Genomic DNA, 24682 nt, shown 5'->3' with positions numbered 1-24682 from the left:
TTCTGGCATAGAGTACAAAATGTTTTATTAACGTACTGATTCGCATTTACAGGACGAGTGGGATTAAGCTAAACTTCGAGGTCAGGGCCTCAGGAAAATAGATTGGATCTCCACTCGAACCAAAAGAATGGTGCCTATTTTTTATGTGAAATTATGCAGCTATTGGTAGAGCAAGTTTTTTCATAACTTCTTTTTCGTAGTTAAAGTTGGGTTCTTTACACTGGAAGGGTGTCTGATTTTTTAACATCGCAAAAGCAATCTTTAAGAATTTGTTTCCCATAGCAATATATATCTTTTTAGTCTTCTTACCTTTTTCTTTCAATCGAGAATAGAAAGGTTTTAAGGCATCATTATGCACACTAAGTGAGCGACCAGCGTAATAGACGGCTCTTCGCAAGTTTGCGTTTCCTTGTTTGGAAATATGACCGTAATAGCCGGCATCTGGCCCCGATTGTTTAATCGTAGGATTGGTTCCTGCCTTTTTTATGATTTGGTTTGCGTTCGAATAATGAGAAAGATCTCCCATTTCACAATAGACTTCGGCTGCAGTGACAAGACCGATTCCTGGGACTGTAAGGAGAAGCATACCATCTGTCTTAATGAAAATACGCTCAATTTCCAACTCATATGATTGAATGGTTTGTGTATGCCATTCGTAATCCCTTAGCTTTTGTTTTAAGATGAAAAGTTCACTTGAGAGTTCCTCTAAAGATTTTGATACACTTTCATCAGCAGCGTGAAGAAGCTTTTTTATGGTTGATTGTCTTATTTTTAAATTGTGATCTTTCGACAATCTTTTTAATCCAACCTCTCCAAGTTCTAAAATTTGAGACGCATGTGGAAAGTGGGTTAATAAATGCATACTAGCTTTTCCCCAAAAATCACTAAAAGTTCGTTTGGTTTTGACTTTTCCATTTTCTAATACGCTGAAACCTTGATATTCACGCCAAATATGATCGTGCATAGTACGTATCTCTGTTTTAATCCGAGAACGCTTATTGATTTCACTTCTTCGAGCCCTTGTGAGATGTTGGAGTCGTTTGTAATCTCCTTTAGAGAGTTTTGCATTTGTAGCTTTATTCCCAATTAAAACCTCAGCTATTAAATACAAATCGATATCATCAGTTTTCGTATAAGTAAGGTGCTGCTTTCTTTCTTCATTAGTAGAAGCAGGATTAATAATGTGAACAGAATATCCACAATCCGTTAGGATTCGAACGATATCTTCATAATAGTGACCGGTAGCTTCTATTCCTACAAACACACGCTCAGCCTGTGAGTACTGTTTTGCTTTTTCAATCTTTTGAATCAAAAGGTTCATTCCTGTTTGATTGACCATGAAGGAAAAAGGATCATCTATAACCTCACCATAATAATTCATGATCATTGATTTTTGTAATACTTTTGATACATCTATGGGAACAAGTAATACTTTTTCTAAATCAGCCCCTCGAATTTCTTGTGCGAATTGACTTCTTCTTAATCCTTGTTTACTCTTAAGTAGTCTCATTGACTATGACCTCCTTGGTGGGTGGGTGATTGAGTTAAACTTGGTTAAGTACTTCAATCGTAGCATAGTCAGTGGGACTTTTTTTGTACAAAATTATTATTTCATACACCAGGAAATTATAAAATATGTGCTTGTGGATAAATTTCTAGCTAGTGGTTACGTCTAGCTTCAGCGACGAGCGTTACTTCTCAGAGGTACTTCGAGTTGTCTCGACGGATCAAGCTTCGAAGGAAAGCTGGTAGAGGAAGAGACAGCTAAGCGCCTACTTGACTCCTGCGTCACTTCGTTTTACTCGTCGCAAAGCTACAAGGAAGCAAACTCAATGACGTAGCTTCGCTCGAGGTCGCTTCGCCCCGTCATTTGAAGTCTTGAGCGACTTCTTCATGCCGGGCCTCCAGCGCTTGTCGCTCGTGTACAAGGCGCTTGCGCTTTTGTTCTTATGCAGTTTCGTTTTGAAGTCTTGGGAATAAAACGTTGTTTTCTAGGTGAACGTGCTGGAACATATCTGATTCTAGTTCTTCAAGACGCTTAAATGTCATTTTATATGTTGTACAAGCCCCCGGTGGCAGTGTAAAATCAGAAGTAGTTTCTCTAATTTCCTTTAGAAGAGAACCCGCTTCTTCGTGTTCTGCTTCTAGTTCGTTTAATCGTTGTAAGGCATAATTATAGTCCGCATCACTTTGTGAAGTGGCATAATTTCGAATCGCAGGGAAAACCATTTGCTCCTCTTTTACCATGTGTTGTTCAAGCTCCATCTTTAATTGATGGAATAGGCGGTGAAGTTTTTCTAATTCTGGGTGTGAGCTACCGTGTACTCGGAAAATTTTTGTTACATAAAAACTAAGGTCAGGAAGTTCTTCAACTAAATAACCGTGGTGTCTGCGAACGATGTGTTCCATCAGCGCTGGATAGGATTCACTCATCCAATCTTGTTGATCTTTTGCTTTCATCTCTTTTGCTTCTTCTTCTAGTGAATAAAGGGCAGAAAGAATGGACGTTTCATCTAGTTGCTTTTCTGCAATTGCTTCATGAAGAGGGCGGTTTCCACCACAGCAAAAGTCGATTTTATAATTCTTAAATAGTTCATCTGAACGGGGGATTTGGATGACGATATCGCGTACTTTACTTTCTCGCGTAACTGTTGATTCCATTAATGAAACCTCCTTATTTAAGTTAATACTATCGTACGATAAACAGTGAATCTTGTCGGTGATGTGGCTCACTAATGCTATAATTATTTTATAAAGAATCAATTTCATCATTCCGTTTTTGTGCAATGAAACGAATGATATTATAAATTTATCATTAAATGTACGTTTTATTTTGAAGTGAAGTTCACGCTCATTATTCGGAACTTGGTATCATATTTGGAGTTATGAAATTGATTCAAATGGTAAAAAAGATTTTTTGAATGAGAGATAGGAGGATAAGAATGAATAAAAACAAAATGATCATGCTTTTACTTAGTGTTACGTTACTTATCGGTTTGGCTGCCTGTGGTGAAGAAAGTGGCCAAGCTCAACCAGATGAATTTCCACAATTAGAAGAAGGGGTTGCAGAGAACGAGAGGGAAGCAGTGATTAAAACGAACAAGGGAGATATCCATGTGAAGTTGTTTCCTGAATATGCCCCAAAAGCAGTAGAAAACTTTTTATCGTTAAGTGAAGAAGGGTATTATGATGGCGTCATTTTCCACCGTGTCATTGAAGACTTTATGATCCAAGGTGGTGACCCTACTGGAACAGGAACTGGTGGTGAAAGCATCTATGGCGAACCGTTTGAAGATGAGTTTACTGAGGCGCTGACTCATTTAAAAGGTGCACTCGCTATGGCAAATAGCGGCCCAAATACGAATGGTAGTCAGTTTTATATTGTGCAAAACGAGGCAATGGATAGAGAAACGTTGGATATGATTATGGATCAATATAATTTAGAGCTTTCAGAAGAGATTCAAGAACAATATCTAGAACGAGGTGGAACTCCTCACTTGGACCCTGGGCATACGGTGTTCGGTCATGTGATAGGTGGTATGGATGTTGTTGACGAGATCGCTCAAGTAGAAACAGAAATGCAAGATCGACCAGCAGAAGACGTTGTTATTGAAACAGTTGAAGTGATTGAATAAAAAAGTACGAGGTTGTCTAAAGACATCCTCGTACTTTTTTAAGGCTTTGTTAAAGGAGAATACATTTCTTATTGTTGCTAGAAGTGAAAGAGAGCACATAAGCTATCAAACATAAGCACTAATTTTAATTTTTAGGCTAGCCTTTATTTAAAATCACGGTTGAGTATGGAGCAATGTGAAGAGTATCATCTTCTAATTGGCTTTCATCTGTTTCTAAGAAGAAGAGACTTTTATAAGGATCTGCAATGTCGACTGTCTGCTCGTCTTTACTCATATTATGGATGATAAGTAGTTCTTGTTCCTCATTCTTTCGAATGAAAGAAATGATCCCATCACCACTCGTTTCCGCTTCGATTAATTCCCCTAGAACAAGAGCTGGTTGTGATTGGCGTAAGTGGATGAACGTTTTGTAATGATGCCATAACGAATCCTCGTCTTTTTGCATCTTCTCTACAGAAGGTGCATCATTATCTAGATTGTATCGTGGTGTAATCCAGCTTGTTTGTCCACCACTACTCTTACCTTCATACCAGAGCATCGGTTCACGAATATGTTCGTCAGGCTTTTGACCTTCCATTCCAATTTCTTCTCCGTAGTAAATAAACGGACTACCAGGCAAGGTAAGAAGGAGGGAAGCGGCCATCTTGGCGCGTTCTTCATTTCCTTGAAGTTCACTCATTACTCGATTAATATCGTGGTTTGTTAAAAATGTAGCATTCACGTAATCATCTGAATGTTGGTCAAAACGATTTAAATCACGAAGCAATGACGATACGAGGCGGCTACCTTGTTCTCTTCGAGCAGCTTGAATCATCATCTCAGCAAGGTCAAAATGGAATGTGGAGTGCAGGCCTTCCTCTAAGTATGGTGCAGTTACTTGCGGGATATCCCATACTTCACCAACTAAGAATACATCTTCATTTACTTTTTCCATTTCAGAACGAAACTCAGCCCACCAGTCTAGGTTTTTCTCGTGTTCACCAGGGAAAATATGTTTGGCTGCATCAAGACGAAAACCATCGACACCAACATCTTCTAACCAAAAGTGTCCGATTTCGACCATTTTTTCACGGACATCCGGGTGGTCAAAATTGAGGTCTGGCATACCTTCCCAAAAGACGCTCATGTATTGGTTCGGTTCAATGCCATGCCAAAGATTTTGCCCCCATTCTCCCCGTTCACGAATATTAGTATCTTCATCCGCCCAAATGTACCAGTCGCGATAAGGACTATCTTCATCATTTAAAGCGTGTTGGAACCATTCATGCTCATAGCTTGTATGGTTGACAACAAGGTCCATAATTACTTTAATATCACGTTCATGCGCCTCATCAACAAAACGTTTAAAATCATCCATTGTTCCGAATTTAGGGTGGATATCGTAGTAATCTGTGACATCATAACCGTGATAACTTGGCGAAGGTTGTATCGGCATCAACCACACACCACCGACGCCTAAATCTTCTAAGTAATCAAGCTTTTCAGTCATACCCTTGATATCTCCAATCCCATCATCTGTTGAATCATAAAAAGCGCGTACGAAAATTTCATAAAAAACGGTATGAGGGTATTCTTCTAAAAGTTGTATATTTTCAGAAGGAAAATCTTCTGGAGTATAAACAGATTGCTCTGTATTAGAAGATTGGCACCCTACCGACAAAAGAAATATAGCAAGAATAATAAAAATAAGTCGCAAAATAGCCACCACCTAATAGTATTAGAAAACGTTTTCACTACTTATTTTATTTGATAGATAGGATTCAATCAATACAAAAGGGCAATCGTTTGCACAATAAAAGACCTCTATCTTTTTGTTGACGGGATTAATTAGTTAGTGTACTATCCAAGTAGTACAATAATACAGAGGTGATCAAAAGATGAATGCTGCAATTGAGTTAAAGAATTTATCCAAAGTGATTAACAACAAACCGATTATTAAAGATGTATCGTTATCTGTATATCCGGGTGAAGTATTCGGCTTTTTAGGGCCGAACGGAGCAGGAAAAACAACGACAATACGCATTATCACTGGCTTAATGAAAGCTTCGAAAGGAAGTGTTGAGATCGGTGGAATAAATTTAAACACTCATTTTGAAAAGGCGATTAGTCAAATTGGTGCGGTTGTTGAAACTCCAGAAATGTACGGTTATTTAACAGGATACGAAAACTTAAAGCACTACAAAAGAATGACAAAAGCAGTAACAGATGAGCGGATGAACGAAGTGATCGCATTAGTTGGATTAACGAGTAGAATTCATGAAAAAGTTCACACGTACTCTCTCGGTATGAAGCAAAGACTAGGTCTTGCACAAGCGTTACTCCATAAACCGAAAGTATTGATTCTCGATGAACCAACGAATGGACTTGACCCTGCTGGGATTAGAGAGATAAGAGATTATTTACGAAATTTAGCTGTGAAAGAAAAGATTGCGATCATTGTCTCTAGTCATCTACTATCTGAGATGGAAAAAATGTGCGATCGGATTGCAGTGATTCAACAAGGAGAAATCATTAAAGTTGAACATGTCGAAAGTTTTGTGAAGAGTACAAATGAACAATGGGAAGTAGAAGTGGCTCAAGTTGAAAAAGCGATTAAGTTGATAAAAGATCATTGTAAATATGAGGTGAAAAGTTCGGGGGAAGGTTTCATAGTCGAGGTGAAAAAACAAGAAATCCCAACGCTCATTAAAAGGTTAGTCGAACAAAATATTTCTATTTATGAAGTGAAGAAAAGAGAAAACCAAACGTTAGAAGATCAATTTTTACATTTGACAGGGGGAAGCCGTGATGAATCAGTTTAATGGACTTATCCAAAATGAATCAATGAAAATCTTTAAGAAAACAGGAACGAAAGTAATGTTTCTCATTCTTGCAGCACTTATTGTTATAGTAGGATTGTTTATGAGATTTTTAGTAGAACAGCCGCAGGCGAATGAAGAATATTGGAATGATCATCTTAAAGCTGAAACAATGGTCATTGAAGAACGGTTATTAGAACCAAACTTATCCCCTATAGAAAAGGAACAGTTAGAAAAACAAAAATTAGTTAATAACTATCATTTAGAAAATGAGATTGAGCCACTTTCAAATAATGGCTTCTGGCAATTTCTAATTTCTAACGGACAGCTCGTACATTTTATTACGATGTTTACCGTTATTGTAGCAGCGGGTATTGTCGCGACTGAGCACGCTACAGGAACGATCAAACTATTATTAATTCGTCCAGTACAAAGGTGGAAAGTATTACTTTCCAAATGGGTGTCTGTGATGTATTTTTCTTTAACGATGCTACTAGCACTCTTATTTATTTCAATCATCGTCGGTATTGTGATGTATCCTACTGACCTAAGTGGTGCAAGGTGGGTTGAATTTGTTGGGGGAGAAATTCGTGACTGGCATGTTGTACAATATGTTTTCACGATTTATGGTCTTAACTTTGTAGAGTTAATAATGATGACGACATTTGCATTTATGATTGGTACAGTTTTTCGTAACCAGTCATTAGCGATAGGTTTATCACTTGTTTTGTTATTTACAGGTGGACAAGTAGTTTTCTTACTAAGCCAATATGAATGGATGAAATATGTTTTATTTGCGAACACATATTTCATGCAATATATAGAACAGTCCCCGCTCATAGAAGGAATGACGCCGGTCTTTTCTATACTAATGTTAACCATTTATTTTGCTATTTTCTTATTTGTTTCGATCGTTACATTTACACTAAGAGATGTTGCTGAATAAATGGATCTGCTACAATAAGGTTTATGATGAAAGCCTCTTAAAGGGAGGGGAACTAGGTGGCATTACAATTTGATAATGACAGACCAATCTATATTCAATTAATGGAGCATATTTACGGAAAAATCTGTAGATCAGAGTGGAAACCAGGTGAGAAACTACCCTCAGTTCGTGAGACGGCCATTGAGGCAGGTGTGAATCCAAATACCGTTTCAAGAGCTTATATGGAGATGGAGCGAGAGAGTGTCGTTGAATCAAAAAGAGGGCAAGGGACGTTCGTTACTGAGGATGGAAAGGTCATTGAATCATTGAAAATAACAACTGCAGAGAAACAAATCAATGCGTTTTTATTAGCAATGGGCAAAATTGGTTTATCGAAAGAGGAAACGGTAGAACTAGTGAAGAAACAAATCGAGCGTGAAAAGGCAGGGGAAACACAGAATGATGACGCCAACGATTAAGTTGAACAACGTAACAAAAAGATATGGTAGACAGGATGGGATTGATTTTGTTGATTTATCATTAGAAGGAAATGGTATCATCGGATTAGTTGGACCAAACGGAAGTGGCAAGTCAACACTCTTAAAGCTTATTTCTGGATTCATTCGACCGACCAATGGGACTGTTCATGTCATGGGGCAGAAAGTAACAAGGAACACCGCTCATTCAATCGCATATTTAGCAGAGATTGATTCGTTGTATGACTTCCAAACCGTCTCTCAGCTTGTGCAATTTTGTCATGGAGCAATCCTAGACTTTTCCTTAGAGAAAGCGGAAAACATGTTAGACGGTTTAAAGGTTAATAAAACGAAAAAAATTAAACATTTATCCAAAGGAAATCGCGCACGTGTGAAAATTGCTATGACTCTAGCACGAGATGTTCCGATCTATGTCATGGATGAACCGTTATCTGGGTTGGACCCAATTGTTAGAGAAGACATTTTGAGGCTAATTGTGGCAAACGTTGAAGTGGAGAGACAAATGCTTATTCTATCAACACATGAAGTAAAAGAAGTCGAACCGTTTCTCGATCATATTATCTGTATGAATGAAGGTTCTGTTGCATTGGATACAAATGTTGAACAGCTTAAAGAAGAACGAGGAATCGGACTCGTTGATGTAATGAAGGAGGTGCTTTCTTAATGTTTTGGCATCTATTAAAAAAAGATTGGCAAGAAAGCACATTTCGATTTTTGTTAAATGCTTCTCTTATCGTTGTTATTTTTGCACTTCTTTATTACTTTATTGAAAGACAAACACCTTTTGCCTTTTTATTAAGCATACCGTTAGTCTTTCTCCACCTTTTTTACATGTTTTTCTCAATTATTTTTTCTCTTAGGAAAGAGTGGAAGGAAAGAACCGTTTACTTTTGGTTTAATATGCCGATCGCTGGTTGGAAGTTGCTATTAAGTAAGTTTACAGTTGCTTATTTCCAATTTGCTATATCATTACTCATTACGATGTTTATGATTAGCTTTTTATTTGAAAGAGCAATGAACCAGTTACCAGAGACATTTTCCGAAGAAGTATTCCTCGTGTTAGAAGTTTTACAAGCGTTACTTCGAGAATTCGCACCTGTCATATTCCTTTTCATTTCACAAGGTGCAATTCAAATTGGGTTAGCAGGACTCTTTATATATGTCATGTCAAAAGTGATTAAACCACTTGGCTGGTTAATTGGGATAATTATTACGTTTATTTTCAATTATATTTATAGCTGGTTTACTGACACAGCAGTATACAGTGCGATCACTTCATGGGGAGAAATCTTCCGTTTAGGCGATTTACCTGAACATCTTTTATTACAAATGAACCTTGAAGGGGTTGATCCAGTAATAATGAAAACCCCTATTTATGCAGGCTACTTCCTTGTTGAAGTGGTTATTATCATTCTCATATTTTGGGCGATTAGCTGGCTGTTTGATCGGAAAGTACAAATATAATAAAAAGGCAGAGGGGCTCCCTCTGCCTTTTGTGTACACTTCGATTAGTCACGGAACGCGTAATAAATCATAATAATCACAGTGGCGAATGCCAAAATAACAAAAGGTCCTTCTAACAATGAACCACCATTATCTCCATTATCTTCCGCAAATGCAGCTGCTACGGGTGTAAAGGTCAGCATGATTGTTAATAAAGACCATGATAGCAATCGATTTAGCATATCTGTATATCCTCCTAACAAATTTCTCTATGTATCAACCTTTATTATAGTGCGGTTTTCTTATTCTCGCAATTAAAAACAAAAAATATTCAACATAAGGGAATAGGCAACTAAAATGATTTTAATTTTTCTGAAAATAAATCGCGTTTTAAAGTGACAAACAACGGGGTACTGTTATATAATAAACGTAAGTAAACTTTCATTGTATATAACAATAACATCTTATCCAACGTGAAAATAGTAAAAATCATCCTTATATTAGTAATTAATAGACTGTTTTGTCATAAAAAATTCAAATTGTTCTATTTTTTCATATTGTTTATGATGTGTTGTTATAATACAATTGAGTTGAACTTTGAGGGAGGGATACAAAATGTTAATACCTAGTACTGAGTTCTTTAAAAATTTACCGCCAAAAGAATGTGCAAAGTGCGGGGATAAGATTGAAGAGATGCATGATTGTTATTCCCACGAGTGTGAAGATTGCGAAAAAGAATTTCATTAATGAAACGTTTTTAAGAAATATAAAAGGATCTGGCCCAAAACATACGCTTTGGCCCAGATCCTTTTTCTTATTGAATGGCTATGTTAATTATTACTGATTTTGGCCAAACCTCGCAGGTTCTTCAGGGTGCTTATTGAATAAATGTGTTAATGAAAAGTTTTGTTGTGTGTTAGTGAAAATGAAGGGGATGGAGGAGATTTTCTTTTAGAACGAGAAATTGTATTAAAGGATGATAAAGGGGGGAGAGAAATGATTGTTAGAGAAAGGGAGCATTCATTTATTTTAATAGAGCAACATAAACATGCGCTTATTTCGGGAGAGTTTTCGAAAGTATGGAAAATTGATTACTTTTTTCAGGAAGATAGGCGAGAAGATGTTAATGTGGCGATTGCACAACATGATATAAGTTGGGTGCCATTAGATGATTTTCCTATATATTTGTCAGATGAGAAAAAGCCAGCCTCTTTTACAGAATATCCTCTTACTGAAAAAATTAAGGCATACAAACGAGGTGTTGACCACATACAAGATATAAACTCGTACGCTGCATATTTAATTAGTATGCATTATACAAGCTTTTTCGAAGGGAAGAAGGATTTGCGTGGGGTAGAGTTTAAAAAGTTAGAAATGAAACGACAAAAGAAGTTAAAAAAACAATTACAAGATATAAATGATCAGACCGTGAAATACCATTTTGATTTACTTCAATTTTGTGATGACCTGTCACTTTATTTATGTATGAATGAATGGGGAATAACTAAAGAAAAAGAACTATCTTGGTTTAAAGATGGTTTTAGGCAACGATTTTTACCATTAAATCATAAAAAAATTTATGCTAAATGGTGTGGTGAGCATGAAGTTGAACTTGAGCCATTTCCGTTTCATGGAGATGAGCTTGAAATTGTTGTGCCATATAAGGAACTACCTAAAAATAGAGTGATTGAGGATTTACGAGAAGTATATCATAATGAAGAAACGAAATATCATAAAGTCGTTGTCAGAAGTAAAAGCAATGAGAGATTATCAATTTAAAAAAAGCCTGGTTCCTTTTACTCACTAATGATCGTATGTGAAGATAAAAGGACTCCAGGCTATTCATTTACTTATAAAAGAGGTGTTTCATCTTTTACTTTTAGTGTATTCCAACGTCTTTCTACTTCTTGTTCAAATCGTTCCAATACGTATTTATTTTCTTCTTTTAATAAGTGCTTCGTTTTCCCCATATATTTTAGCCAATCTGCTAACTCAATACGCTTCTTTTTAGCTTCTGGATTGTGCGTAATTTTTGTTTCTCCATGTTCTATCTCGTAAAGAGGGAAGAAGCAAGAGTTAACAGCGGCTTCCATAATTTTTTCTCCATCACGATCAGCAGACTTCCAGTTTAATGGACAAGTAATCAGAAGCTTACCGTACGCAAGCCCTTCGTTTTGTGCATACCATTGTGCTTTAGCGGCTTTTTTAATTAAGTCTTGTGGGAAAGCTTCTGTACCCGTAAAGACATAAGGGATGTTTGTTGCTGCCATAATTTGCGCTGTATCTTTATGGTGGAAGGCTTTACCTGGTTTTTCTTTACCTACGTTTGTCGTACTTGTCATATGGCCAATCGGTGTTGAATAAGACATTTGTGAGCCTGTATTCATATAACCTTCATTATCATATTCAAGAATGATCATTTTATGGTTTCGAAGTGCTGTTCCAATAGCAGAGCCCATACCGATATCCATACCACCGTCACCGGTTATCATCACAAACGTAAAGTCATCATCAATATCAATTTCGCCACGTTCTTTCATTTCAAAGAACGCTTCTACAGTCCCGGATAACGTCGCTGGTCCGTTTTGGAAAAGGTTATGGATGAGCGTTTGTTTGTGAGAAGAGTGAGGGTACGCACTCGTTACAACGTAACCACATCCTGTTTGGAATAAGATAACGGCATCTCCTTCGATCCCCTTAAAAAATAACTCAAGACCAGGGAAGATTCCACAGCCTGGACACGCGCCATGACCTGAGGCAAATCTTTTTGGCTTAGTTGTTAGTTGTCGTAATGGCGGGATACGAACGTTTAATTTGTTGGTTTCTTCGTCTTGTGTCACTTTAATTAAACCTGTCTTATACGTATCACCAGTCATCGGCTCTGTAACTGGTTCTAATGCAAGTTCTTTCTTTCCTGCTTGGTGTCCGTAATAGTCGAAAGGTTTTTCGGCGTAACCTGACTTATCAGCATCAATTGCGAGTTGGAAGAACTCCTCTGCATCGTCAGCATAAAAGTCTTTCCCGCCTAGACCGAAAATACGACTTAAGACAATTGTATCGTTGTTACGGTCTTCTTGGAGAGCAGACTTTACTTCATGAGTTAAGTTTCCACCTTGTGCACCGTATGAATCAGCTCTTTCACCAACAAGCACAGCCTTTACATTTCTTAACGCATCTTGAATATCTTTAATCGGGAAAGGACGAATAATATTTGGACTAATAACTCCGGCTTTGATTCCTTGTTTGCGTAAACGATCAACAACATCTTTGGAAGACACTGCTGCTGAGTTAAGAAGGAAAAGGGCAACTTCAGCATCTTCCATGCGATATAAGTCTAACGTGTTATACGTTCTTCCAGATACTGCTTCATATTCAGTGCTAATCTCTTTGTATACATCGTAAGCGCGAGACATTGCTTCAGAATGTTGGAAATGGTTATTTAATAAGTCGTCACCATTCATGTGAGCCCCGATTGTTACAGGGTGATCTTTATCAATGGACTTTGGAAAGTTTTTCGGTGCTTCCCCAACAAACTGCTGAACAGCTTCGCGGTTTTTGAAATATTCAACTTTTCGCTTCTGGTGAGATGTGTAAAAGCCGTCGTATGCCACAATAACAGGTAGCCTTACATCTTCATGTTCAGATATTCTTAAGGCCATAATGTTCATGTCATATACTGCTTGTGGTGTTCTCGCTGTTAAAATGATCCAACCTGTATTTAATCCGTAATATAAATCAGAATGGTCGCCGCGAATATCAAGAGGACCACTAACTGCCCGTGTAGCAAGGTTCATAACCATTGGAAAACGAAGGCCAGATTGAACAGGAAGTTGTTCGATCATATATAAGAAGCCGTTTGCACTTGTTGCGTTAAAAACTCGCGCACCAGTTGTCGCCGCACCAAAGCATATTCCAGCTGAACCGTGTTCACCGTCCGCTGCGACTAATTCAATATCGTGCATTCCTTTTGCCTTCATTAAATCTAAATATTGAGCAACTTCAGTAGAAGGGGTGATTGGAAAATAACCCATAAGATGATAATTTATTTGTGCAGCAGCGGTTGCTGCCATTTCATTACCAGATTCGAAAGTCGTAATCTGTTCAGGTAAATTCTTTGTTTCTGTTAGTTTATCTTCTGTCATTGACATTACCTTACACCTCCAGAAATTAGATGATGATGTTGTTTTACACTATGCTTCTCTGTATATCCGAGCATCTCTTCCATATCTTGTAATGCATCTGTAGGACAAGCATCAATACACTTTAAGCAACCTTTACAATATTGATAATCAATTCCTTGTAAGAACATTTGCTTTCTGCCTCGTTTATCTTCGCCTTCTTTCCAAACGAAGCAATAATCAGGGCAGACTGTATCACACGCTGCGCAATTTATACATGACTCTTGATTAAAGGAAGGGATAAATCCGAGTCTGGAGCCGCTTAAATCTTTTTCTACACTATTTGCTTGGGCTGTAATGATACCGCCAATGACTTGCGTTTCATACCCTAAACGAGGTTGAACGCGGGTAAATTCTTTATTGATAACGTTTGCAGGTGATTCATATTTTTTGAATTCTACTTCCATATAACCACGTTCAAATGTACGAAGGTTAGGTTCTACGAAGTGAGGATATTTTTTTTCAAATGTTTTTCTAATGACGCTTTTCATTTCTTCAGGGTCTAAAAAGTCAAGAATACGGTATAGAGCTCCTAGCATTGCGGTATTTACTTTTGTCTTTTCTTCGTTAGCGATGTTTAATGCATCAACGACTGCTAATGTTCCGTATTCAAGTTTTAAATCGTTCTTTACTTCATCAAAATTTCGATTCGTGTTTACTAATACAATTCCATCACCATCTAAACCGCTCACTACATCAACCATCTTATATAATGCTTCATGGAAAACACCGATAACATGTGGTTGTTCGATCGGTGAATGATCGCGGATTTCTACGTCAGGATCGCAAAAGCGAACGAATGATTTTACAGGAGACCCTTTTTTCTCTGAACCATATGATGAGAAATTTGAGCCGTTTAAACCGAGTCCTAGTACACCAGCTTCTGCAAGCATTTTTCCTGCTAAGTTTGCACCAAGACCTCCAATCGATTCAAGACGAATCTCGAAAAAGCCAAGATCGTTCTTTTTTGGTAAATTAGACATTTATAGTCCCCCTCATATAAAATGTTTACTGATTCATCAAAATCGTAATAACGAACGATATGATTTGATGTCAGAAACTCCCCTCATTTTCATTATAAGAGAAGAGGTCATTTTATGTAGTGACGTATGTCACATTTTAAAGGAATATTTTAATAATTTTCATTAATACACATTTTTAAAAGTTGCACATCCCTTTTAAATAAAGGGTTTCAACCAATAATCAGATGTATAACAGAGTTATAAGTATGATTAATACAGATTGACACAGACAATGGAGGGAAAAGACGTGAAAAAACTGATCAATGAAGTAGAGATAAGAGTACAGAATTTTTTTGAAGGGGATGCTACCGGACATGACTGGTTCCATACAGACCGAGTTCGGAAAAATGCTGTACATATTGCAAGAGAAGAGGGGGCTGATGAATTCGTTTGTGAAATGGCTGCCTTATTACATGATGTAGCTGATGATAAATTTCATCAGAGTGAAGAGGAAGGGTTTAAATTAGTAGAAGAGTGGCTCTTAGAATGGGGAGTTGAATCTAGCCAGAGGGAGATGATTATTCAATCGATCGAAACGGTTTCGTATAAAGGTGGAAATAATAAACCGCCTGAACGTCTTGAGGGAGAAGTTGTCCAAGATGCCGATCGAATTGATGCAATAGGAGCAATAGGAGTGGCGAGAACGTTTATGTTTGCAGGAGCATATGGAGATTCAATGTATGTCCCAGACCTTGAGGTGAGAGACAACATGACGAAAGAAGAATATCGGAATAAACGATCATCAGCCATCCATCATTTTTATGAAAAACTTTTAAAATTAAAAGGTGGTATGAAAACAAAAACAGGACAAAAGATCGCAGAGAAGAGACATCAATATTTAGAAGATTTCTTAACTCAATTTTTGGAAGAATGGGAAGGTAGGCGGTAAAAAGACGATTCTTTTGAATCGCCTTTTTACTTACGCATATCTTAGTACCTTTTGGCTCCTAAATAGCGTGAACTCCAATAGCTTTCGCTTAGATTAGAGATGGTGACCCCTGTAGATGTCCCAGTGTGGATGAAATTACCATCCCCTAGATAAATGCCTGCATGTGACGGTCCACTCGTATACGTTTCGAAAAAGACAAAGTCACCACGTTGAGGAGAAGAAACTTGCGTACTTGCATTCCAAATATCACTTACTGTTCGAGGAAGTGAAGTACCGTTTGCTTCATATACATAAACGAGAAATCCACTACAATCAAATCCTGATGGTGATGTACCGCCCCATAGATAAGGAGAGCCTATTAATTGTTGGGCATTTGATATAATTGCTTCTATTGAACCAGAAGCAGGTGATGGCTGGTTATTTGATGTTTCTGTATTTGAAGACGTGTCTTCTGTAGCATTCGTTTGATTTGATGAAGAAGAAGAATTCGCTAGTCGTTCTTCTTTAATTTGTTTTAAGTTGTTCGTTGCTAAGAAATCCTTTACCTCGTTCCCTGCTAATCCATCAACAGCTAAGCCTTGTTCACGTTGGAGTGCTCTTACAGCTTGTTGGGTAAGACTACCGAAATGTCCATCAATCCCACCATTGTAATAACCGGCTTTTTGTAATTTTGTTTGAAGAGTTTCGATGCTTTCTCCTTTATCTCCGAATTGATAATAATCTCGTTCAATCTCGGTATCTTGTTCTTGGGTTTGAACGTCAGCTACAGATAGTGTATATACTTCTGGAAGGTGTTGATTTTGTTCGGGTATAAAAACTGAATTATTGCTAGGGTTCATTTGATCTGAACTAACGGTTATTGTTTTCTTTATTCCTATCAAATGTTTGATCGTTTCTTTACCAGCAATTCCATCAATTTTTAATCCGTGATCCTTCTGGTATTGAGTGATTGCTTCCTTTGTTTTCTCTCCGTATATTCCGTCAATTGAAGCAACGTAATAACCACCTTCATGTAAGTGTTCTTGAAGGGTTTCAACCTTTTCTCCTCGATTACCAATAGATAAAAGTGTATCCTTTGGCCAAGGTGATTCAATTACTGTTTCCAAGCTTTCATCATTTAATTTTCCGTTCTGAATCAATCGTTCTTTATCTTCATTTGAGATTTCACGACTAATTAGTGATACTTTCCTTGGAACGAGTGTTAGTTGACGAGTTTGTTTATTCTCTATCTTTTTATTAGCGCTATTTGCTTGATGATCAACAGAAGGGATGACAAACAAACTTTGTTTATTCAGATGATCAAGGTTTGCTGTGGGCTTTAATAGTTCAGTTTCAGTTAATCTGAGTTGCTCTGAGTCTTCAACAGCGCCAGAATTTACCAGAATAGGAGCTAAAGCTGCACTAGTCACAACTGATGTCAAAATCACTTTTCCTTTATGGGCCTTCAGTTCAGCCATTTGTAAACCTCCTATGATGCGTCTAATTGAACTCTCGTATTGAAGATATATATGAAAAATAATAATTATATAGAACAAATAGAGAGACGATTGAATGTGCAAAAATATGGGAAGATTACTTAAAAAATATGTAAAATTCTCTAAATTTTCAATAATAAGATTGTACATTAAGTTAACCTCCTACGATATGGTCAAGTGGTATCTTGTACTGAAAATATATATATGTGTGAGACAAAGATCTATTACATTCTTAAAACATGATTGAACTTGTCTATATGAGGGAAAAGTAGAGGAATAGCCGTATTCACCCATGAAAAATAATTCTTTTAGCATACTTTTGATAAGAAAGGATGAGACAGGTGAACTTGAAGGAAAAGAAAGTGTTATCAGTCGTAGATCATGAATTTGAAGATTTAGAACTTCTCTATCCACATCTTCGTTTACAGGAAGAAGGAGCAATCACTCATATTGCTGGAAAAAAAGCAGATGTGGAGTATATTGGAAAGTATGGTGTACCAGTGAAACCGGACTACTGTTTTGATCAAGTGAATATAGAGGAATATGATGCGTTACTTGTACCAGGAGGTTGGGCACCTGATAAATTGAGAAGGTACGATGAAGTACTAGAAATGGTAAAATATATGAATGAGCAAAAACGGGTAATCGGACAAATATGTCACGCTGGTTGGGTACTTATTTCTGCAAATATTTTACATGGGAAAAAAGTAACTTCAACTCCAGGAATAAAAGATGATATGATAAATGCAGGTGCTGAATGGCACAATGAAGAAGTAATTGTAGATGGGCATATAATATCAAGTAGACGTCCGCCTGACCTACCTGCATACGGAAAAGCTTTAGCTGATGCATTAAAAAATAAGGGATAATTGAATTTGGAATAAATAGAGGCTGTCCCTTGATAAAGGGCAGCCTTAACAAATGGAAAGAGTGAGCTATTATATGCGGAGGGAACGAATAGTCGAATGAATACGGATCGAAAATATCAATGGGTAGAAGAAATGGAACGTTCCACTTTCAACCTTTATGAAAAAAACCCTCACTTTCATTATGAATGTTTACAATCATACCTTGCTTTCTACCATTTTTCTGTGCAATTTATTGACGAATACCGGTGCGGCACGATTAAAGTAAATGGTAAAAAACAGTTCTTACAACTTTTTTTAAAGGAGAACCCAAAAGATACCGTGTTTTTTGTACATGGTTACTTAGACCATAGTGGAGGCTTAAGCAGAACTGTCAACCATTTGTTGGAAGAAAATTACCAAGTAGTAATGCTTGATTTACCAGGACATGGTTTTTCAGAAGGTGAAGAAGGTCGTATCTCTAACTTTGAGAATTATGTTCTCGCTGTTGAAAATGGATATGAATACATAAAAGAAACATTGAAAATAGACGAGGTCGCTGGACTTGGTCACAGTACAGGTGCAGCGATCCTCTTTCATGCTAGTACAGAAAGGAAAGTAAACCTATCTCGACTGATTTTAGTTGCACCTCTTTATTTACCGTATCGATGGAATGTGTTTAAAGGGTTTTTATTGCTTTTAGGTAAATTTGTTTCGAAGAAAAAACGGTCCTTTAAAAAGAACTCAGACGATTTCTTTTATCAAAACTTCATTAAAAATGACCCATTGCAAGTGAAGATTTTGCAGGCTGATTGGCTTGTCGCACTCGAAAAATGGCAAGGGGAAATTGTCAACTGTCCAAAAGGAAGGATGCCAACATATTTATTGCAAGGAACGAAAGATACGACCGTTGAATGGAAACGAAATATTACATTCTACCAAGAAAAGTGTGATGATTTTCAAGCGGTCTTATTTGAAGGCGGTAGACATCAGCTTTTAAATGAAAGAATTGAAATTCGCCACCATGTACATCAAAGAATTAGCTCATTTTTAACCGAAGGTCAATCCGACGTTTTAAGAGATAAATGATCATTGTAAAGAATAATAGTAACACACCATTTATAAGAAAAGGTGTAATGACAGAAATAGCAGTAGCTCCAGAAAGTACAGAGCCAAAGACTACACCTAAAGAAAAGGCAGCATAAAAAAGGCCGAATGCTTTTCCTCGGTCTTTTTTTGTTGACGCATCTAATACAAGGCGATTCATTGAAGGGAAGATGAATGCAAAACCAATGCCGTAAACGGCCAAAATAATAAAAATGAATATGAGATGATTGAACTGACTCAAGCTAATCAATGAAACGCTAATAAGACATAATCCAACAATCATTAAAACAAGTGAATCCGTACGATCGAATATTTTGTTTATAGGAGTAAGAAAGATGATTAAAGCAACAACCCCAAAACTACTAAGAAGCATTCCGGTGATTGCAGGATTTAAACCTAACGCATCAATTTTTAACGGCAACGAATAGGCGAGTGTCCCCATACTGGTCATTAATGAAAAGGCACCAATCATGGCAAGGATAAGCATCGGTTGCTTTATCAGTGTTATGACTCCGTCAAATTTACGAACTGTTTGACTGTCCTTACAGGGAGCGGTGTACGATTCTTTAAGAATGAAAGAAGCAGTTACCCCTGTTACGATAAAAATCCCTGCTACAAAGTAAAATACTGCTTGAATAGATAGTGTTGAAGCGATTGCTCCTCCTAAAGCAGGACCTATAATTGCTGATGTTCCAATACATGCACCAGACAGGGCCATTGTTTTTCCTTTTTTTTGTTCCGGAGCACGGTCACCTAAATAGGCAAATGAAGCGGGAATTAATAAGCCCCCAGCTAGTCCATGTAAAAGGCGAACAAAAAATAAGCTTTCCCCGCTGTTGACAAACGGATAGAACATGATCGTAATCGATACAAACGCGATTCCGGTTAATAAAACTTTTTTTCTGCCGTGTTTATCGATCCAAGGACCTGAAAGAGCGTTACCAACCATATTAGCTAATGAATAAATACCAACAATCAACCCCGTTAAAAAGGGAGGGGCACCAAGTTCAACTGCAAGAGGGGCGATGATCGGTAATTGAATAAAAGTATCTAAAAATACGACAACAATAATCGCGTAAATAAAGTATGACATTCTAATCCCTCGCTTTATGAAACAAATGGTTACTTATATTTTTTGGTTTCGTGTGTGATTCAATTTCATAACTCAAAATAAGATGGGGAATTCAGAATGATGAGCGTGAACTTCACTTCAGACGGACGCTTCCCGAGGGCTTGTCTTCAGTTAGCTAGGCTCGACAACTCTTCGCTTCCTCGAAATCCCTTCGAGCTGCGACGAGCAAGCGTAGCGGCGCAGGAGCACTTATCTATCCACCATAAATTTAAAATTCTGATAGTACAAATAAAACGTACATTTAATGAAAAAAATTATAATATCATTCGTTTCATTATGCAAAAAAGGTAATTATGAAATTGATTCGTGTATGTATTATTTTGATATAAGTATGCTCTAAGACATCATAGCATAGAAATTTATAATTGTTTTTTAACATTTTTAACAAGATTGTGTTCGTTTAAAGGAAAGGCTGTTTTCGTAAACTTTGTTGTTTTTTTTGATAAACTTGGAGAAGCGAAAGGTGGCGACTCCAGCGGGAACAGCAATAGCTGAAGACCCCGCAGGGCGAACTTCCCGAGGAGGCTGATGCATTGCCCGCGGAAAGCGTCCGTCTGTAGCGTATCCGAGTACACTAAATGAAGATAAAAACAACAATCTATGCGAAAAGAGCCAAAGGAAAAGATTCTTTATAAATAAGAAAAAAGAATGAAGAGCCTTATCATTCCAAAGGACACTTCATCCTTCTTGAAGTTTCTATTCGTCATTTTTTACTAACTTTAAAAATGAAACAGCTAATAATACCATAATGAATAGTGAAGGAAGAGCCGCGATAATGGTTACTGTCTGTAAAGACGTTAGCCCACCGATGAACATAAGAGCTACTGGTGGTAAAGCTAATGAAAATGCCCAAAATAACCGGTTCCAGCGCGCCGGATCTCGAGCAACTTGCTTTTGTGTAACCGCTGCAAGCATGTACGAGGATGTATCAAATGTCGTTGATAAAAAAATAATTGAAAGAATTGTAAACATAAAGACCATAATTGTCCCAAAAGGTAACGTGGCAAAAATGCTCATAATCGCTTCTGGAGCTCCAACATGTTGCACGAGTAGGGTAACTGGTAAAATTTGATGTAACTCTAAATATAACCCGTAGTTTCCTAGTATTGAAAAGAATAACCAGCAGCCTAGTGATCCCGATAATATTGTACCGATGATCATTTGCTTGATCGTTCGCCCTCTCGATACCTTCGCAATAAAAAGCCCAATAAAAGGCGCGTAAACAATCCACCATGCCCAGTAAAACAATGTCCATTTTTCTGGGAACCCAGATTGGGCGACAGGGTCAATCCATGTGTTTAACCGTAAAAAATGATCGGCAATTAATCCAATACTATTTGTGGACATTTTTAAAATAAAGATTGTCGGACCTAGAAGTAGTACAAGAAATAATAAAGTCAGTGCGAGAAAGACATTGATATCACTTAATTTTTTTATGCCTTTTTCTAAACCAGCATAGACACTAAAGGAAAAGATGATTGTACAGAGAAGAAGGATGAAAATATCAAGACGATACGAATGGCTGATACCCGTTAATTTCTGTACCCCTGCAGATATCATTGGAATACTTAGGCCGAGTGACGTGCCAGCAGCACCGAGTAAACCTAACATAAATAATAAATCGATCACTCGTCCTAATAGTCCGTCACTATGCTGTTTTAGTACTGGGCGACATGCTTCACTAATCTTAAGTACTTTCCTACCTTTGACATGATATAAATAAGCAATTGGTAAAGCAGGTAATGTATAAATCGCCCAAGCCGTTGGGCCTGTATGGAATAAACCGTACGCTGCACTCCACTCTATAGATGTAGGAGACCCCGAGGGAAGGCCGAATGGTGGAGATACGTAATAATATGACCACTCAATTGTCCCCCAGTAAATGATACTTGAGCCAATACCTGCACAAAACATTAAGGCGATCCAACTTACTGTAGAAAAAGAAGGTTTAGCATCTCTTGGACCTAGTTTAATTCGGCCATATTTGCTAAATGCGACCCACATCAAAAAAAGAAAGGAACTAAATCCAACCCATAAATAAAAGATCCCGACTTTGTTCATGATTAAATCGTGAGTTGTTTGTAACCATACTTCACTTTCATAAGGGAAAGAAAAAATGGTGATACATAATGAAATTAATATAAAAAAGGCCAAACAAAAAAAGGGCCAATCAATTTTATCTTTATTCATTTTACACCTCCAACTACAATACTAGGTTTGTCCCAATGGTATGTAGATAACATATGATACGGATGTTCAGTTCATGATAGTGTTTTTTTCGGAACGTTGATCGTTAATGGAATAAATGTGAAACGAGGATGACTCTTAATTGCTTAGCTCTTTCCAGCCTTTACAAGATATAGATCATAACGTTCTTATTCTATCTGTATCTGCTATGGAAGTACCGGGCACTTTGCTTTTAGGTCATCCTCTCGTTCGTCGGTCTATCCTTTCCAGTCATAAATCACCCCTGGTGTTTTGTCTAATCGTAACGTTTCGTCTTTTAATGGGACGAAAGGGAGGTCCTCTAGTGGTGGGTCATCAGGTGGGTCTTCATGGGAGACGATAAGTGGCGTGTTTAAAGGGATAAATGGGTATAGGTTTTCAATTTCATCATTGGTTAGACGTAGGCAGCCATTCGTTACTCGTTGCCCGATAGAAGAAGGCTCATTTGTCCCATGGATCGCATAATTATCTTCTAGTTGTATGCCACGACTCCCAAATGGTGAATCGGGGCCATTGGGATCAACAACTTTTTTCGTTACGATTGATTTTGAAAAAGGGAGAGGTTCCTCTCCGGCAGCAACAGGGTAGGTTACAACAACATTTTCACCAACCTTTAAACCAAGTTGCATCACTTCTTCATAAAAGATTAATTGTAAAGGAGGAACAGATTCATTAGTAGAAAAGTGTTCGTCTGAAGGGAACCAAATTTCAGGTTGTCTTTTTAATACATACTCCCAGTCATTGTCGCTTAAAAACACAGTGGCTTGAGGAATATCTGATTGTTGGTACGTATTTGTTATTTCGAACACAGTCGTTTCGTTATCAACTAACCGATCATCATTTACGGAAGAGGAACCGCTATATTTTTGCTCTTCTTCATCTCCTGTGTATGAGTATGGGAGGTGGGGGGAACCGTCATCACTTGATGTCGTATGGTATATCTCTTTTGGATAATAATGGTGTTCGTTTACGTGGAGATGTTTATTAAAATTTAACTCTTTCCACCAACCAAATAAGACGAGTAAAAATAGTAATATAACTGCAGCCCAAAGTAATCCCATTAAAAAAGGGGATGTTGATTTCTTTCTTTGGGTAATACCTAAGTTCTTTAAAGACATTTCTTTTTCTTTCATTTTTCTTTTTGCTAATGGGTGCCCTTCTTGTGCAGCCTTTTCAAGCATTTCAAATGATTTCTTGTACTCTCTCTTTTCTTCTAATTGCAAAGAGTATTCCCAAAGCATTTTACTGTCGTAAGGGTGATACATTAAATACTTACGATAAAAACCAGGGTCATTTTTAGACAGAAATACATTTTTATGCACTTCAACGATGTTATGAAATTTGCTCATACATTCACCTCAGACTTGTACATGTTTTATAAATTACGGCTTGTACAACATTGTTGTTAGTGATGTATATGCAAAAGAAAAAAAGTTAACACAAATACGCAAAAAATAAGCGTGATCATGTGTTAACTTTCTTTTTCACCTATGAAATTATCGTTGGTAAGGAATATTTAGTAACTCATCGACAGTGACAAATTCATACCCTTGATCTAATAACTCAGGAATAATTAAGTGGAGGGATTCAATTGTTTCTGTCTGATCCCCCTCAGCATCGGTACCATCATGCATAAGGATAATCGCTCCTGGGTGCATATCGTCATATACATTTTGTGCGATATCCTCTGGTGTTAATTCAGGCATCCAGTCTAACGAATCAACAGACCAACCGATAACTGAATAATTGAGTTCGGCAAGCCTTTCTACTAATTCATTAAATAAAAACCCGTAAGGTGGTCGGAATAAAGTTGTTTGATAATCAATAATGTTTGCAAGTGTCTCTTCTGTGTTTCTTACTTCTCGTTCAAGAACATCTATTTCCCCTTGTTCAACAAGGTCAGGGTGCCAAAATGTATGGTTTCCGATAATATGACCTTCGTTCATAATTCTAGTCGTAAGTTCAGGGTAAGCCTCAGCTCTAGCACCCATTAAGAAAAATGTTGCAGGTACGTTATATTCACTTAATACATCTAATATTTGGGGTGTAAACCTTGGGTCTGGTCCGTCATCAAACGTTAATGCTATCTGGTTTTCTGTCGTTGGTCCGTGTAAAAAAACGGTGTCAGGAAACGTTTGTTGTAAAGTATCTAAAGGAACCGGATCTAATGAACGGTTTTCATTTTCCGGACCACCTCGTAAATCCGGTGGGCTTTCTGCTTTATCCTTATCTTTTTTCCACCACCAAGCGTATTCAGTTTCTCCCGTTCCTTCATGACTCGCTGCAACTTGAATGAAGCCTAAAGCACTGAAAAAGACAGCTGTAATGATTAAGACCATAATTAATTTATTTTTCATTTGTCCATCTCCTTATTTAATTCATACAACGTTATTTTAAAAAAATATGAATCGAATTATTCATGTAAATGAAAAAATAAAACTAATTGTCTTTTTTCTTTAGTTATTTTTTTACTAAAGGCTGAATACATTCTCTCTAGATCTAATGAACAA

General features: G+C 37.3%; 22 protein-coding genes. 11 read left to right on the top strand and 11 right to left on the bottom strand.

Going from position 1 to position 24682, the window contains the following annotated elements; all coding sequences use genetic code 11:
• Positions 1-151: 151 nt before the first annotated feature.
• Both LGQ02_RS11885 and ric read right to left on the bottom strand, forming a co-directional pair.
• Complete coding sequence (locus tag LGQ02_RS11885) at positions 152-1510, bottom strand: IS110 family RNA-guided transposase (protein ID WP_226514588.1); 1359 nt, start codon at positions 1508-1510, stop codon at positions 152-154.
• Positions 1511-1947: 437 nt separating this feature from the next.
• Positions 1948-2661 carry an iron-sulfur cluster repair di-iron protein gene (ric, locus tag LGQ02_RS11880; protein WP_226514587.1) on the bottom strand — a complete coding sequence of 238 codons (714 nt, stop codon included), beginning with the start codon at positions 2659-2661 and terminating at the stop codon, positions 1948-1950.
• A gap of 281 nt (positions 2662-2942) precedes the next feature.
• Here ric and LGQ02_RS11875 point away from each other — a divergent pair, with 281 nt between their 5' ends.
• Positions 2943-3635, top strand: a complete 693-nt coding sequence (locus LGQ02_RS11875) for a peptidylprolyl isomerase (RefSeq protein ID WP_226514586.1) — start codon at positions 2943-2945, stop codon at positions 3633-3635.
• A 136-nt stretch (positions 3636-3771) separates the two neighbouring features.
• On the opposite strand, the gene LGQ02_RS11870 is transcribed toward LGQ02_RS11875, so the two are convergent.
• Entirely contained in the window at positions 3772-5340 is a 1569-nt protein-coding gene (locus LGQ02_RS11870; RefSeq protein WP_226514585.1) for an alpha-amylase family glycosyl hydrolase, read from the bottom strand.
• Between the two features lie 172 nt (positions 5341-5512).
• Between LGQ02_RS11870 and LGQ02_RS11865 the strand changes: the two genes are divergently transcribed.
• Genes LGQ02_RS11865 through LGQ02_RS11845 form a run of 5 tightly spaced genes read left to right on the top strand, consistent with a single transcriptional unit; the run spans position 5513 to position 9319 of the window.
• Positions 5513-6436 (top strand): ABC transporter ATP-binding protein, encoded by a 924-nt coding sequence (locus LGQ02_RS11865; RefSeq protein WP_226514584.1) that lies wholly within the window; start codon positions 5513-5515, stop codon positions 6434-6436.
• Positions 6423-7379, top strand: a complete 957-nt coding sequence (locus LGQ02_RS11860) for a DUF2705 family protein (protein WP_226514583.1) — start codon at positions 6423-6425, stop codon at positions 7377-7379. The genes LGQ02_RS11865 and LGQ02_RS11860 overlap by 14 nt, the downstream gene beginning before the upstream one ends.
• Positions 7380-7435: 56 nt before the next feature.
• Complete coding sequence (locus LGQ02_RS11855; protein WP_226514582.1) at positions 7436-7837, top strand: GntR family transcriptional regulator; 402 nt, start codon at positions 7436-7438, stop codon at positions 7835-7837.
• Positions 7818-8519 (top strand): ABC transporter ATP-binding protein, encoded by a 702-nt coding sequence (locus tag LGQ02_RS11850; protein WP_226514581.1) that lies wholly within the window; start codon positions 7818-7820, stop codon positions 8517-8519. The genes LGQ02_RS11855 and LGQ02_RS11850 overlap by 20 nt, the downstream gene beginning before the upstream one ends.
• Positions 8519-9319, top strand: a complete 801-nt coding sequence (locus tag LGQ02_RS11845; RefSeq protein ID WP_226514580.1) for a hypothetical protein — start codon at positions 8519-8521, stop codon at positions 9317-9319. The genes LGQ02_RS11850 and LGQ02_RS11845 overlap by 1 nt, the downstream gene beginning before the upstream one ends.
• A 44-nt stretch (positions 9320-9363) precedes the next feature.
• On the opposite strand, the gene LGQ02_RS11840 is transcribed toward LGQ02_RS11845, so the two are convergent.
• A complete protein-coding gene (locus tag LGQ02_RS11840; protein WP_226514579.1) occupies positions 9364-9540 on the bottom strand; it encodes a hypothetical protein in 177 nt (58 codons plus the stop codon).
• A 373-nt stretch (positions 9541-9913) separates the two neighbouring features.
• Between LGQ02_RS11840 and yhfH the strand changes: the two genes are divergently transcribed.
• Together yhfH and LGQ02_RS11830 are read left to right on the top strand one after the other, a co-directional pair.
• Positions 9914-10045 (top strand): protein YhfH, encoded by a 132-nt coding sequence (gene yhfH / locus LGQ02_RS11835; protein ID WP_226514578.1) that lies wholly within the window; start codon positions 9914-9916, stop codon positions 10043-10045.
• A gap of 249 nt (positions 10046-10294) precedes the next feature.
• Positions 10295-11077: a DUF3891 family protein gene (locus LGQ02_RS11830; RefSeq protein ID WP_226514577.1), complete on the top strand. Its 783-nt coding sequence runs from the start codon at positions 10295-10297 to the stop codon at positions 11075-11077.
• Positions 11078-11148: 71 nt separating this feature from the next.
• Here LGQ02_RS11830 and LGQ02_RS11825 read toward each other — a convergent pair whose 3' ends face one another.
• Positions 11149-13446, bottom strand: a complete 2298-nt coding sequence (locus LGQ02_RS11825; protein ID WP_226514576.1) for a thiamine pyrophosphate-dependent enzyme — start codon at positions 13444-13446, stop codon at positions 11149-11151.
• Positions 13446-14459 carry a 2-oxoacid:acceptor oxidoreductase family protein gene (locus tag LGQ02_RS11820; protein ID WP_226514575.1) on the bottom strand — a complete coding sequence of 338 codons (1014 nt, stop codon included), beginning with the start codon at positions 14457-14459 and terminating at the stop codon, positions 13446-13448. Before LGQ02_RS11820 ends, LGQ02_RS11825 begins: the two co-directional genes overlap by 1 nt.
• A 286-nt stretch (positions 14460-14745) precedes the next feature.
• On the opposite strand from LGQ02_RS11820, the gene LGQ02_RS11815 reads away from it, so the two are divergent.
• On the top strand, positions 14746-15387 hold the full coding sequence (locus tag LGQ02_RS11815) for an HD domain-containing protein (protein ID WP_226514574.1): 642 nt from the start codon (positions 14746-14748) through the stop codon (positions 15385-15387).
• Positions 15388-15428: 41 nt separating this feature from the next.
• Here LGQ02_RS11815 and LGQ02_RS11810 read toward each other — a convergent pair whose 3' ends face one another.
• The gene (locus tag LGQ02_RS11810) at positions 15429-16844 is read right to left on the bottom strand and encodes a C40 family peptidase (protein WP_226514573.1); all 1416 of its coding nucleotides are present in this window, start codon (positions 16842-16844) and stop codon (positions 15429-15431) included.
• A 359-nt stretch (positions 16845-17203) separates the two neighbouring features.
• Between LGQ02_RS11810 and LGQ02_RS11805 the strand changes: the two genes are divergently transcribed.
• Positions 17204-17731, top strand: coding sequence for a type 1 glutamine amidotransferase domain-containing protein (locus tag LGQ02_RS11805; protein ID WP_226514572.1), 528 nt, complete (start codon positions 17204-17206; stop codon positions 17729-17731).
• Positions 17732-17827: 96 nt separating this feature from the next.
• Complete coding sequence (locus LGQ02_RS11800; RefSeq protein ID WP_226514571.1) at positions 17828-18796, top strand: alpha/beta hydrolase; 969 nt, start codon at positions 17828-17830, stop codon at positions 18794-18796.
• Here LGQ02_RS11800 and LGQ02_RS11795 read toward each other — a convergent pair.
• From LGQ02_RS11795 to LGQ02_RS11780, 4 genes are all read right to left on the bottom strand, one after another.
• On the bottom strand, positions 18747-19907 hold the full coding sequence (locus tag LGQ02_RS11795) for an MFS transporter (RefSeq protein WP_226514570.1): 1161 nt from the start codon (positions 19905-19907) through the stop codon (positions 18747-18749). The genes LGQ02_RS11800 and LGQ02_RS11795 overlap by 50 nt on opposite strands.
• Before the next feature lie 735 nt (positions 19908-20642).
• Positions 20643-22136, bottom strand: a complete 1494-nt coding sequence (locus LGQ02_RS11790; RefSeq protein WP_226514569.1) for a BCCT family transporter — start codon at positions 22134-22136, stop codon at positions 20643-20645.
• A 254-nt stretch (positions 22137-22390) separates the two neighbouring features.
• Entirely contained in the window at positions 22391-23521 is a 1131-nt protein-coding gene (locus tag LGQ02_RS11785; protein WP_226514568.1) for a L,D-transpeptidase, read from the bottom strand.
• Between the two features lie 147 nt (positions 23522-23668).
• Positions 23669-24529 (bottom strand): polysaccharide deacetylase family protein, encoded by an 861-nt coding sequence (locus LGQ02_RS11780; RefSeq protein ID WP_226514567.1) that lies wholly within the window; start codon positions 24527-24529, stop codon positions 23669-23671.
• Positions 24530-24682: the final 153 nt, after the last annotated feature.

Origin of the sequence: Bacillus shivajii (assembly GCF_020519665.1) — a bacterium.
Taxonomy (GTDB): domain Bacteria; phylum Bacillota; class Bacilli; order Bacillales; family Salisediminibacteriaceae; genus Bacillus_CA; species Bacillus_CA shivajii.
This window is presented reverse-complemented; position numbering and strand designations above follow the sequence as displayed.

What these genes read in the sequence shown, in the direction of transcription:
- LGQ02_RS11810 (WP_226514573.1), bottom strand. Translation starts at nt 16,844, where the DNA reads ATGGCTGAACTGAAGGCCCATAAAGGAAAAGTGATTTTGACATCAGTT.
- LGQ02_RS11840 (WP_226514579.1), bottom strand. Translation starts at nt 9,540, where the DNA reads ATGCTAAATCGATTGCTATCATGGTCTTTATTAACAATCATGCTGACC.
- LGQ02_RS11825 (WP_226514576.1), bottom strand. Translation starts at nt 13,446, where the DNA reads ATGTCAATGACAGAAGATAAACTAACAGAAACAAAGAATTTACCTGAA.
- LGQ02_RS11845 (WP_226514580.1), top strand. Translation starts at nt 8,519, where the DNA reads ATGTTTTGGCATCTATTAAAAAAAGATTGGCAAGAAAGCACATTTCGA.
- LGQ02_RS11800 (WP_226514571.1), top strand. Translation starts at nt 17,828, where the DNA reads ATGAATACGGATCGAAAATATCAATGGGTAGAAGAAATGGAACGTTCC.
- LGQ02_RS11850 (WP_226514581.1), top strand. Translation starts at nt 7,818, where the DNA reads ATGATGACGCCAACGATTAAGTTGAACAACGTAACAAAAAGATATGGT.
- LGQ02_RS11820 (WP_226514575.1), bottom strand. Translation starts at nt 14,459, where the DNA reads ATGTCTAATTTACCAAAAAAGAACGATCTTGGCTTTTTCGAGATTCGT.
- LGQ02_RS11865 (WP_226514584.1), top strand. Translation starts at nt 5,513, where the DNA reads ATGAATGCTGCAATTGAGTTAAAGAATTTATCCAAAGTGATTAACAAC.
- LGQ02_RS11885 (WP_226514588.1), bottom strand. Translation starts at nt 1,510, where the DNA reads ATGAGACTACTTAAGAGTAAACAAGGATTAAGAAGAAGTCAATTCGCA.
- LGQ02_RS11785 (WP_226514568.1), bottom strand. Translation starts at nt 23,521, where the DNA reads ATGAGCAAATTTCATAACATCGTTGAAGTGCATAAAAATGTATTTCTG.
- LGQ02_RS11780 (WP_226514567.1), bottom strand. Translation starts at nt 24,529, where the DNA reads ATGAAAAATAAATTAATTATGGTCTTAATCATTACAGCTGTCTTTTTC.
- ric (WP_226514587.1), bottom strand. Translation starts at nt 2,661, where the DNA reads ATGGAATCAACAGTTACGCGAGAAAGTAAAGTACGCGATATCGTCATC.
- LGQ02_RS11795 (WP_226514570.1), bottom strand. Translation starts at nt 19,907, where the DNA reads ATGTCATACTTTATTTACGCGATTATTGTTGTCGTATTTTTAGATACT.
- LGQ02_RS11875 (WP_226514586.1), top strand. Translation starts at nt 2,943, where the DNA reads ATGAATAAAAACAAAATGATCATGCTTTTACTTAGTGTTACGTTACTT.
- LGQ02_RS11860 (WP_226514583.1), top strand. Translation starts at nt 6,423, where the DNA reads ATGAATCAGTTTAATGGACTTATCCAAAATGAATCAATGAAAATCTTT.
- LGQ02_RS11790 (WP_226514569.1), bottom strand. Translation starts at nt 22,136, where the DNA reads ATGAATAAAGATAAAATTGATTGGCCCTTTTTTTGTTTGGCCTTTTTT.
- LGQ02_RS11830 (WP_226514577.1), top strand. Translation starts at nt 10,295, where the DNA reads ATGATTGTTAGAGAAAGGGAGCATTCATTTATTTTAATAGAGCAACAT.
- yhfH (WP_226514578.1), top strand. Translation starts at nt 9,914, where the DNA reads ATGTTAATACCTAGTACTGAGTTCTTTAAAAATTTACCGCCAAAAGAA.